The sequence below is a fragment of the Nocardia sp. NPDC051463 genome, assembly GCF_040681975.1.
Lineage (GTDB): Bacteria > Actinomycetota > Actinomycetes > Mycobacteriales > Mycobacteriaceae > Nocardia.
The window spans coordinates 80864-93148 of sequence record NZ_JBFBAB010000004.1 but is presented as its reverse complement, the minus strand read 5'-3'; the positions used below and the strand labels follow the sequence as shown (position 1 = coordinate 93148).

The following is a 12285-nucleotide window of genomic DNA, read 5'->3' as shown; positions in this document are numbered from 1 at the left end:
GCTCGCCGAGCAGGGCGAGGTCGTGGTGGGTGCGGTCGACTTCGGCGATGTCGGTGCGCACATGTTCGTGGTGTACAAGGGCTCCGATGGCGTGGTGCGGGTGCACGAACGTGTCGGGGACCAGGTGCACGATGTGCGGTTCGACGAATGGGATAAACCCGAAGGTCCGCTGTACGGCATCGTTTTCGACCAATTCAAGAAACCGCGGTACAAGCTGAAGCCCGGCGAACAGCCGCCCGACAGCCCCGGCGCCGACCACCCGCGACTCAACCTGGGCGCGCGCTTCGACGGCGATCCGGACAAACCGGCGCAGCCGCCGGGCAAGCCCGCCGTGCCGGTTTCCACGCCGGAGCTCGGCGCGGACTTGACGATACTGCGGACCGCTGCCGGTGTTCGGCACCGGCAGCTGCGGCAGCAGCTTTCGTCGCTGTTCCCAGGTTCGGCGCAGGACCTGGCGGCAGTGCTGCGGCGGGAGCCCTCTCCCGAGCGGGATCGTTGGTTGGCCGCACGCGGCGAAGCGCGCCGGATGCTGAATTCGTTGCTTGACGTGGTGCCGCTGAGTGACGAACAGCGCGCGGATATTCAGCTGCCCGCGAACCTGGACGACGACCTGGCGGTGGCACGGGCACTGGCGAACTTGGCCGAGTGGGCCGAGAAGCCGCCCGAGGTGGCGCGTGCCGAAGAGAACTTCCGCTCCGTGCACGACGCGATGACTCGTGTCGAAGAGGCCCGCAGATTCATCGCCTGGGAGCGTCGGATCGAGGCCCTGGACAACGCATTACAGGCCGCCTTTGCCCGGCGCGGGCAGGTCGAGCTTTCCGAGCAGGAGTACACGGCGCTCGCCGCTGAGCTGGTGCACCTGGACGATCTGGCCGGGGCGCTGCTGGAGGCAGAACAGCCGGTGCGTCGGCCCACAGTTTTCGGGCAACCGATCAACCTGCAATTCCACGGTCTGTCCGCCCAGGACCTGCGGTCGGTTGTGGGTAAGCGCAAGCGCACCGAGCTGCAACAGCAGCGGATCCGGGCTGAGGAGCAGCTGCTGGGCCTGCTCCGGCTGCTCGGCCGGGATACGGTGCCGACCGACGCGGAGCTCGAGCAGATCAATCTTGACAGGGACCTGTCGGGCGGGGAGCGGGAAGCGGCGCTCGTGTGCGCCGAACTGCGGGCCCTGATCGGTGTTCTCGACGAGACCGAGCGCCGAATCCACCGGATTCAAGCGGCCAAAGAGACCTTCGATTTGGCCTCGACCGCAGCGCAGACTCCGACCACGGATCCTGGTGTCACACAGGGTAAGAACTTGGATCAGTTTGCCGGGTACATCGCGCTTCAACAACAGCGTGCCGCGGAGTCGGCCGCAGGCACGGCACATCAGCTCGGCGAGTTGTCGCCGATTCACGCATCGCTCAGCCTGGCAAGCGCGCCCGGGACTCTGTTGTCGGCATGGGCCACCGCGCGGCGAAGAATCGCCGACACGGAAAAGATCCCGTACGCCTCGGTGCCGGACCGGGTTCGGGCCATCAGCGAGCGGGCGTCGGGCCCCGCAGTGCTTGCGGCCCGGACTTACCTGCTGCTGGAACAGTTGATCGAGGACCAGAAGTGGGCGCATCGGCTCTCGACTTGGTCGACCGGACTGGATGCGCTGGCCACCGCTCGCCGACATGCGTACGCGCAACAGCAGGCCGCCGCTGACCGGTACACAGTGGCCCGCGGCAGCTACCGACGGCACTTCCCGGATGGTCCCGATACCGACCGGATCCGGATAGATCCCAACGACTACCGCGATCCCGAGCACGTGCAGGATCTGAAGCAGGACCTGTATGTTCGGCGCGCCCGACTGGACCAGGCAATGGGCCGGGACGGGAAGAACGACGCCGAATTGGCGCATCACCACCAGGTTCTCGACGCGTTGCGAACGGCCGCCGAAGATTACCGGCACTGGGCGCTCCTATTCGCGCGGCTGGATGCGCAGTCACGGCAGCTCGACGGTGCCGTCGATCGGTACACGGTCGCGAAGCCGAAGTACGACGACCTTGCCGCCCAGGTGGTCGCACAGGCTGCGGCACACGGCATGTCCGAGGCCCAGCTCGGTGCCAGGTCGCAGTGGTCGCACCAGGTGCGCCTGCTGCGTGACCGGGTCATCGCCGACACCGTGGACCAGTCGACGCAACAGAGTGCGCAGTCCGACCATGATTCGGCCCTCGACCGGGTGGGCCCCCTGCGGGAACTGGTGCCGCTCGCGGACGAGTTCGTCCGGCTCTACCAAGAAATCATCGACCTCGAAGGCCAGTTCGACGGGGCGCTGTCCCCGCAGACCCCCGACGAGGCGATGGCCAAGGTCGCCAGGGGTGCCCGGGGAGGGTTGGCGTCCTACGAGCACCCGGATACCGGTATGTCGGTCGCCCCGGTGGGTTCGTTGCTCGCGCACGAACTGGGCCAGTGCGCGCAGGTAATGCTCCGCGACATCGCCGACTACTACGGGCTTTCGGTCCAGGAACTGTTGTCGGCGCTGGACGAGGCAGACCTGGCCGGAACATTTGTCAGCCAAGTCGAAGGTGCTTTGCCGCAGTCGAAGCGGGCCAGGTGGACCAGGGCGTTGGGCGACTCACACCTTAGGGCGCAGGAGGTGGCCGACTTTGCTGATGTGGCAAAGATGCTGCGCGAGTGGGCCATCCAGCGCGAATCGCAGAAAAAGGGCAGCGGCGACAAAGTCGGCGTGGTGGTGTTCGTGCCGACCAAGGGCGGCCAGGATGGCGAGGGTGCCCTCGGCCACACCTTTTGGCTGAGGCGGTCGGTCGACGACGACGGCAACGAGCACATCGAGCGCCGCGACCTCGGAATGGGTATATACCAGCGGGATCTCGTCGTGTCCCCGGATGAAGCCGGCCAGCCGGTGTTCGCCCTGTTCCTGGACGACAAGGGGCGAACGTGCCGGGTGGTGGCCCCCCGCGACGGAACAGTGCGGGTGCGCGAGCACGACGAGGACTTCAAGGTCGGCACCACTGCGGACATGCCGCCGTCCACAGCGCCTCGGGATGTGCCGCCGACCTACGCTCATGACCGGGCGGCCGGATCACTGTCGTCGACGAGCGCCGATGCGGCAGCAGGACCGGCGGTGGAAGCGGGCGACAACGGTGCCGGGGCGGGCCGTGACCCGGGCTCGGCCATGCCCGGCGAGGCCGTCGATCGATCGAGCTCCGGCCGGTCCGCACGATCGGTTGCGGCCGGGGACCGACTCACTGTCGCGGATTTCATCCGAATTCTCGAGGCTGCGTCACCAGGGACGGCGTTGACGGCGCAGCGCACTCCCACGGCGTTCCAGGTCGTGCTTCGCCGGGCGATCATCTCGGGCCTGTTGCCGGAGTATTCGCGGTTGCCCGGGGCGACACCGACGGCCAAACGGTTGGGCATGGCCGTGGAAACCGTCGCCGCGGCATACAGCCGACTGCGGGTCGAAGGCTATCTGGCAACCGGCTCGGGACGTGCGGGCACGGCGGTCACCGATCGTAAGGAGTGGCCGCAGGGGATCGACGCTGACGCTGACCTGGCCTCGGTGCCGAGTGAGCAGTCGGCGACAGCTCAGCCAATCACGCCGCAGAAGTTGACGAAGCTGCTCGGGTACGGGTCATCGGCTCGGCCAGTGAGAGGGCGCGCGGTTCCGATTCACCGGCTGAACCTGACCGCCGACCTCCGCGAGGCAATTCGATCCGACCTGTTGGCAGTCGGGGAAACATTGCCCACACCACTGCATCTGGGTATGCATCCGCGGTTGTCCCAGGGGACTGTGGAATGGGCCTACGACACGCTGGCCGAGCAGGGGTATCTGGAGCGTCATCCAGGGGCTGGCACGCTGGTGGCGCGGTGGCGGAAGCCCGACGAGCAGACTCCGCGCACGACCGCGATTTTGGAGGGAATTGCCGCGGGTCTGTCGAACGACCAGATCGCCGAGCAGTTCGGGGTAGCATCCGTCGAAACGGTACGTCACCAGGTCAAACAGGTATTCCGGGAGCTGGGTGTCGAGGATCGGACCGCCGCCGTCATCGCGGCAGTGCGCCGGGGCGATCTCACCAGAGCCAGGCTCTCCGAATTGCATGACAGCGCACTCGACGGCCGGGTGCCCGAGCTGTCGGTTCGCGAGCGCGAGGTGCTCGGTTTGGCCGCGCTGGGTTGGTCGAACCGGCAGATCGGTGACGAACTCGGGCTGTCCTGGCAAACCGTCAGAAGGCATTTCAGCCGGATCAACATCAAATTCGGTGTGACCAATCGGACCAAGTGCGTGGTTCTGGCGGTGTGCTGGGGAGTTATTGCTCTCGACACCCGCCCCGCCGAATTCATGGTGTTGCTCCAGCGGGTGTCCGCCGAGCTGGACCAGCAGTCGGATCCGTCCCTCGCCTTGCTGCGCATGCTGCGGACGGCCATTCGAGCCGGCGAGCTGCCGGCGGGTTCGGAGCTGCCGTCGATCGAGGCTTTCGGCTCGTATCCGGGATTCACCCCTGACACCGTGCGGCAGGTCTATGCGGAGCTGGCCGCGGAGGGGTATCTGCTGCGGACGCCCGGCACCGACCACACAATGGTGGCGGGCTCGCATCGATGGCTGGAGGACCTGGACGCCGGCGTCTGCGAATTCGCGTGGCGCCTGCGATCAATATCGCCGGAGCTGGTTGTGCGGTCGGGCCAGTCCCTCGCTCCACTGCGGCACACTCTGCGTACGGCTATTCGGACCGGTCTACTGCGGGTAGGTTCGAAGCTCCCCACCGAACAGGCCCTCGGCCGGTATCCCGGATTCACACCGGGCACTGTGCGGCAGGTCTACAACCAGCTGCGCGACGAGGGTTATCTGCTCCGGGGACGCGGCGGTGCCGGGACAACGGTTGCCGACGCCGAACGCTGGCCGGCTGAAGACGAATCCTTCGTCGACGCGGGACTGGCGACAGCGGGGCGGATCACTCCGACGGATCTGCTCGAGATTCTCGGTGCCCGTCCGGAAGAATTCGAATCGGTAACGGGCGCAGCGACACTGGCTGCCGCACTGCGCAGCGCCATCCAGGCGCGAGACCTGCAGCCCGGCTTGGTGTTGCCCTCGTCGCCGGTATTCGCCGCCGGTCCGGGGCTGTCCGCCGATAGGGTGGTCCGGGCCTACGCGCAGCTGCGCGACGAAGGGTATCTGGTATTCGGCGACGGTATCGGGGCTCAGGTCGCGAACCAGAGCAGCTGGCAGACCGAGCGGGCCGACACCTCCAGGGTCTTCGCGGTGGATCGGCGGATTTCGCCCGAACTCCTGCTGGAAATACTCGGACTCGGCTCGTCGGCGACCCGAGCTGCTGACGCCCCGATCGGCTGGAAGCAACTGGCGGATGCGTTGCGCAAGGCGATCGAATCCGGTGACTTGATGCCGGACGCCGTCCTGCCCACGCTGCGGGAATTGGACGAACTTCCGGTCCTGTCACGGCAGATCGCCGATGATGCCTACGCGGAATTGCACGCTCAGGGATATCTGGTGCGGCGGCGGGGCATCGGTACCAAGGTGGCGGGCCGTGAGAGCTGGGTCGACCGGCGGACACAACCGGCGCCCGCGCCCACCGACGGAATTCGGACGGTGCCCGCCGTGCCGCCGCCGAAGGCCGATTCGTCGACGACATTCGACGGTGAGACGGCGTGGCTCGGGCAGTCCGACGAGTTGAGCGGAGCACAACAGGCGCACCTGTCCGGGTTCCCGAAAATCTGTGCCCTCGATGCGATGTGGTTCGTCGCGCAGGTCCTCGGCGTCGAAGTCGCGGACCTGCCGTCGAGGTTCGACAGCGCGATCTGGGCCGAGGGCATACTGCCCACCCGTATCGCGGAAATCCTGGGTGCACAGTGGGAATCCGGCGGTTTCGACGAGCTGGAGGACATGCGCGAGCGCGCCGCGAGCGGCGAGATCGTCATGGGCACAGTCACCCACGGTGCTGTCGGTGCACACATGTTCGTGTTGTATCGCGGTAAAGACGGCACGGTGTGGGTGCACGAACGCAAGGGCCACGAGGTCCTCGACCTGCCGTTCTCGAAGTGGAAGGACAGGCCCAGCGGACGGTTGCACGGCATCGTCTTCGGTACCGTTCCCGACGGTCCCCCACAGCCGCTGAATCCGCTGGGCGAGGGCGAGTCGCCCGGCGTGGTCGGGCGGGACATGCCCGGTGTGATGGACGCCGAGGGCCGACTCGTCGAGGCGGCGGTGGCCGGGGATCCGAACCGGGACGATGAGCGGTCGCGCATGCGGCGTGCGGCGATAGATGCTTCGGTCCGCGCCGCGCGCCTGGCGAGCGTGCAGGAGTTGCGGCCGGACCGCAATCGCGTCGATGTCGCTGCCACGCGGGCCAAGGCGTGGGGTGCGGTCGCTTTCTGGGATCGCGCGACCTCCGAGCACTTGGACATCGATGTTCGCGTGGCCTTCTCGGAGGAGTACGCGGACATCTTCGCCGCCGCCGAAGTCGCGCCGAGCCGGTGGCAGGACAGGAACAACCGGCTCGCGGCGGTTGGGGAACTCCTGCAGTTGGAGGCGCATGCGCGCGATCGTGTCCTCGATTCCGCCGGATTGGTTCGGCTCGAGGAGTTGCGCGACATCAAGAAGGCGGTGGAGATCGCCGACGCCCGCGGCAAGGCGATGGGCCTGCCGGTGCACCTGATGTCCTACGACAACGGGGTGCTGGTTCTCGAATTCGGTGACCGCAAAACCACTGCGCAGCACCAGGTCTGGTTCGCGGCGCCGAATGCTGCCGAACCGGGCGAGCTGACCGCGCGGGTGAACGAGGCCGCCGACATCGCACAGGTGGAGAACCAGCCGGATCGGCTGACGGCCACGGTCGCGGTGCTGCGCTACGGCGCCAAGGGGAGTGCGGCCGATACCGTCACCGCGGTCGGCGAGAACCTGGTGCATCGGATCGTTTCCACCCAGGCCATCCATGAAGTCCGGGTGCCCGGACAGCTGCCGCCGACGTTCGAAGTTGTCAGCCGGGGGGACGGCGTCCTGGTGTGGGACGCCATCAAGGGCCGTGTGCCGCAAGCCGGAACCGACCTGGACGACATCGTGGCCAGGGCCAGACAGTGGACGCAGGCGCTGCCCGGCGCCCCGGCATTCGACCTGCGCTGGACCGGGGTCTCCAACTTCGCCGCTGTCGGCGATCCGCGCACCGCCGACCAGGTGGTGGTGTTGGTCAACGGACAATCGGATGCGCTGTCGTTGTGTACCGGTCTGCGGGACGCGGTGGGCGTGTACGCCGAAGAACACCGCGCGCATCCCGGCCGCACCGTGGCGGTCGTGGTGTCGCAGGCCGCCGACCCGCGCAGGCTGGCCGCCGATCTCGCGAACTTCGCCGCCGAGCGGCACGCGGCGGGCACGATCCGGCTGCACGCCGACCGAGGGGACCGTGCTCTGCTGCGGGCCGCGCTGGCCGACGAACAGCTGGCTCAATACCGCACCACCTTCACCCGGCCGGTGCCGCTCGCCGCGCAGCGGCGCAACCGTCGGTTCAGCGATTCGGTGGCCGCCGCGAAGCGCAGGATTTTCGGCGATCGGACCACGCCGTCGGATACCGACGTGCTGCAGGTGGGCGTCTACCTGGACGATATGCGCCGCGCGGTACGGGACGCACTGCCCGCGCGGGCCGCGAAGATCGACCTGGTCGAATCCGCGATATTCCGCGCCGAGGCGCACCTCGACCTGAGACTCGTGACCACAGCTCAGTTCGGGCGGTTGGTGCACGAACTGTCGGAGTTGCATCAGCAGGCAGTGGCGATCGAGAACAGCCGCAGGAACATGCGGCGCAACGGTGACGATGAACTCGATACGCTGCGTCAGCTCACCATGGCGTTCGACACCAGGTTGGATCAACTGCCGCGCATGGCGCGCGAGTTCGGTGTGGTTCTCGACGCCGTCGCCGCGCCCGCCAGCGACAGCCCTGCGGTGCGTGCGTTGGCGCAGATGCTCGAGCAGCAGCGTACCGACCTGCGCGCCCAGCCGGGCAACGAGTTCGTCACCTTCGACAACGTCCACGCTCAAGCAGCGGAGCTGGAAGAACACCGCGAAAAGCGCCGCGAGAGTGCCGAGAAGCTGGCATGGGTGTCGGGTGTTCCGCAATCACAACTCACCCCGGCTCGGGTATCGCAGTTGGCCGCTCTGTTCGCTGACCAGCACGACGCGCCCGAACGCACGATGCCGGCGAATGCCTGTCGGAATGCCGATGTCGAGATCGCGAGGCGGGAACGGATTCTCGCGGTCGCCGAGCGCATGCGCCGCCTGCGCAATCTGCAGGCCGCGCAGGCGCAGGCGCAGGCGCGCGTCGAGGTGGCCGACGAGCACCTCGGCCGACTCCGGCAGGAGTACCGGCAGAGCTACACCGGCCACAGCTTCGAGGTTTCCTCGGGCAGGCTCGAGGTCGCCGACCTGATCGCGACGTACCAGGACGCCACGGCGTACCGGCCCCACGGCCATGAGGCGGCAACGGTCGCTCGGATCCGACATGAACTGCAGCAGATGGCCGGTCGCGCCGAACTGCGGGACGCCTCGGCCGCACAGCTGCGCCGGTTGCGCGAGCACACCGATCGGCTCGCGGTGCTCGCCGGGGAGCGGGTGCGGGTACAGGACCAGCTCTACCTGGCGAATGCCGCATTCCCCGCATCGCCCGCCGCCGCTGTCGCCAGCGAGCAACTGGCCAGGATCGACGCCGCGCTGGACGACGGGTTCGGCGCACAGCTGATCTCGCCGCGCATCGAAGACCGCCCCGGGGACTTCTCCGGCTACGAGCTTCCGGATACCGCCGTCCAGGCACATCTGCGCGGCGAGAATGCCACCGGCGACAAGCAGCACGGCACCTGCTTGCTCGATGCCACCGACGCCGCCTACCGGAAACTCGGCAAGCGGCCGCCGAAGCGTTTCCTCGACCCGACCGGGCTGCCGGGGACCGATGCCAGGCAGGCACCGGAGATCGTCGGATCCGACTGGAAAAGGGGCGGATTCGACTCGTTCCAGGCGCTGCACGACCGGGTGTATTTCACCGGGGACGTAGTGGTCGCGGTGCTCGGGTATCACGGTTTCGACAACCCGAACGAGATCGGTTCGCACGCGGTCACCGTGTACCGGGATGGCGACATCGTGATGGTGATCGATGGCGACACCGAGACCACGTTCCGGACATGGGCGTCCGGCCAGATCGGCGTGGCCAGCCTGGCAGGCATGGCGCTGAAAGCCGATGGCACCGCGGCCGACCCGCTCGGCCCGGACGGCACATCACGGGCGGTCGCGGGTCTGGATTTCAAGAACGTCCGTATCGGCGCACGAAGGGCCCGGATACCGGGATACGTTCCACCGCGTCCGGGATTGCCGACCCTCGATCGCCGTTCAGTCGACTTCGATCCGACCGCGGCGCGGGAGAAGTGGCATGGTCTGCTCCGGCGGGCCGACGGTACGGTTGCCGCTGTCGAGGCCGAGGGCGGATTCGACGAAGTCGCTCCCGACCAGCGGGTACATGCTCGCCGCAGATTGCGCTTGCGGCAGATCGACCTGCGCTGGGACTCGCTCGATTTCGGGACCCAGGACGAGATCCTGTACACCATCATCGATGAACTGGCCGGCGAGGATCTGCCGGATACGTTGCGCGACAGGGTGAATCGGCTGCGGCTGGTGCATGAGCGCCGCGAGTTGCGCACCGCCGATCCCACCGTGCGCAACGCGGCCCGGCTCGCGGAACTCGACGCATGGGCCGACCGGCTGACCGTCGCTGAACGCTGGGCCTCGCACCTGCCCGGCGAGCTGCCGGTGCGATTGCTGGCGTTCCCGAAGCCGGGTGAGTCGGGGAGCCCGCTGCTCACCGTCGGCGAGGTGCACCGGGCGCGGAACCTGTTCGTGCAGGTCGCCGACGGCTCGGTGTCACCGCAGCCGGTGGACGATGGCAACGGCCTCTCGATCACCGATCCGGATCTGGCTCGGATGATGAACGAGGTGACACCGGAGTTTCCCGGTGGGTCGTTTGCGGCGGTATTGAGTTACGCCGCGGATAGCGGCACCCTGTACCAGCAGCTCACCGAACTCATCGGGACCCGGGACGAATCCATCTCGCCGCCGGAAATAGTCACCCTGTCGGCTGTCGGCGAACATGCCAGGGCCGTCGCCGACGGCACCGTCACGTTGTCCGGTCCCGACCAGCGGGTGCTGTCGGCGCCGGTCGCGGTCAGCTATGCCGACCCTGTGGACGAGATCAAGGTGCCGCCGCCGTACCTGTACACCTCGCTGCGGGAGTTTGATGGTGCAGAGGTGCGCACAGACCACGAGGCAGTGGTCTTCACCGCGCTGGAATGGGCCGGGATACGCAGTATCGGAGATCTACTGGCGCCACCCGACGCCGACCTCGCCGCAGTGCGCCGCCTCGCCGCGGCCAATGATCGGATCTGGCACACCTGGCCGCCCTACGTGCACCGGGTTCTGCTGGAGCTGTATCCCGAGATCCTCGCCGATGCCCCCGGACTGCCCACCGCGGTGCGGGACGCTGCCGGGCAATCCGCGCTGTTCGACGCGACTACTTCCCCACGCACGGACGACGAAGGGCGGCCGATCGCCGCCGGTCATCAGGACATCCAACAGGCGCTGTGGGCCTTGGCGGCCGATGGAGTGCCGGTGCATCGGCTCTCGCACCGGGTCGACGGTGAAACCCGGGAACTGACCGTGGCGTTCGGAAACCCGGACACCGCGAAGCGGGTGCACTGGGCGGTATTCGACGTCGCCGAGCTGAGCACCGGCGTGCAATCCGCGGCCCAGCAGTTCGCGGGTCTGGCCGACGGTGACACCGCGCTCATCGCCATTGTCCGTGGCCGTGGGCACAATTCGGTCACCCCCGCCCAGGACCGGGCCACCACTGCCGTCGCACAGCTGGAACGCCTCCTCGCGGAGCGCAACGCCATGCGTCGCGCGCAGGATCCCTACGGCCGCCGACCGGAAAACCACCTGACCGACTCCGCCGATGTTGTCAACCAGGTGCGGATGGACGGCAGTGTGGCAGCCGAGATCGATTCGGCGCCGAACCGAGCCGAACGGGAGATCCGGGGCAGGCTCGCGCTGGCGCGCGAAGCCCGCGCCAGCGCGGCCGCACACCTGGCGGAGTCGGTGGGCCACCTGCGGATCGACGGCGAGCTGGTCGCCGTAGACCCTGCCGACCTCGAGCCCGGCAGGGTGCTCGAAACGGTTCGCCACCTGTCGACCATCGCAATCGACCTGGACCACGTGTTCGTCCTGAGCAATCTGTTCGACAATGCCGCGCTGCTGGTATCCACGGACGTTCAGGTGCGTCGATTCGAGCAATACCTGGATACCGTCGGCCCGCTGCCGGTGTCGGAGACCGAGGCGGCACGGGGACTGGTTGCCGCGCAGGTTCGACGTCTGGTGACGCATACGCGGCTGCTCGAGAGCTTCGAAGTCTTCGCCGACGAGGTTACCCAGCAGCGCGTGGGGGAACGCGACCGCGCGAAGTCGGTGGCCGTTGGACTGAGGCAGTCGGTGGATCAGCTGAGCGACGAGCTCACTCACCTGCTTGCGGGGGCGACGGACGAGCGGACCCGGATCACCGAATTCATCGAGGCGACCACGGAACTGGCCATCGCGGATGCCGAAATCACGCACCATCAATGGTGGACGCGCAGCGCAGGTGTCGCCGTCTTGGCCGACCAGGTACGCCGGGCGAACGACGAACGAGGCCGCGCGGGGCGGGATCTCGCCGAATACGGCGTGGACCCTGAAGCCTTGACTCCTGCCACGTTGCGGCTGGCGCGCGCGCGGCGGGCCGCGCTACTACGGGAGCTTGCCGACCGCCTCGGCAAGCCGGTGTCGGCCTTGCACGAGGGGTACCTGAATACTTCTCAGCGCAAGCGGGTGTCGATGACCCCGTCTCTGGCCGGCGCGGGAGAAGTGCTGCGCCAGTACGATGACCAGCGGGTCAAGACTGCGGCAATCGAGGAATACTTCCGGGCGGATCGTCGCTACAACCAGCTGCTGGAGCAGGCTGATCGGCTCGATACCTTGGCCCGCGAGCGTACTGAAGACGGCGACGACGAGATGCACGTCCTCGTATCCGAAATCGTCGGGCAGTCCGAGCCGATCGATCCGACCGCGGTCGTGCCGAATCTTCCGGTGCACGAGGGCAAACCGAACTGCGCTCCGCTCTCGGTGAAGCGATTCCTGGAGTTCCGGGTGCGCCGCGGTGGGATGGTCGAAATGCCCGAGACCGTTCTGTTCTCGGTACCGCTGAGAGGGGTACACCAGGAGGC

General features: G+C 67.6%; 1 protein-coding gene (running past both ends of the window). It reads left to right on the top strand.

This entire window lies inside a single protein-coding gene on the top strand: locus AB0M74_RS09060, encoding a sigma-70 family RNA polymerase sigma factor. The 102903-nt coding sequence extends 18791 nt beyond the window's left edge and 71827 nt beyond its right edge, so the window shows coding positions 18792-31076 (codon 6264, partial, through codon 10359, partial); the first codon wholly inside the window starts at position 2. Both codon boundaries (start and stop) fall beyond the window edges.